General features: G+C 65.6%; 1 protein-coding gene. It reads left to right on the top strand.

Features of this window, described 5'->3' with window-relative positions; translation table 11 throughout:
• Nucleotides 1-58: 58 nt before the first annotated feature.
• Nucleotides 59-259 (top strand): thiosulfate oxidation carrier complex protein SoxZ (soxZ, locus tag DBV14_RS33160; RefSeq protein WP_124466498.1); only part of this gene is annotated, 201 nt, incomplete at its 3' end.

A 259-nucleotide genomic window follows, 5' to 3' on the forward strand; every position in this document is an offset into this window, starting at 1 on the left:
TCGGCGGCTGCGGCGGCTGACCGGCAACAAGGAGACACACACCATGGCAGCAGATCCCATGCGCATCCGCGCCCAGGCTTCGGGCGACAAGACGACCGTGCGCATTCTCATGGCGCACGAAATGGAAACCGGCCAGCGCAAGGACGCCGCCGGCAAGACCATTCCCGCCTGGTTCATCCAGGAGGTTACGGCCTCGCTGAAAGGCAAGACCGTGCTCACGGGCGACTGGGGCCCGGCGGTGTCGAAGAACCCGTTCATG

It is taken from the genome of Variovorax sp. KBW07 (assembly GCF_003852515.1).
In the GTDB taxonomy this organism is placed as follows: domain Bacteria; phylum Pseudomonadota; class Gammaproteobacteria; order Burkholderiales; family Burkholderiaceae_C; genus Variovorax.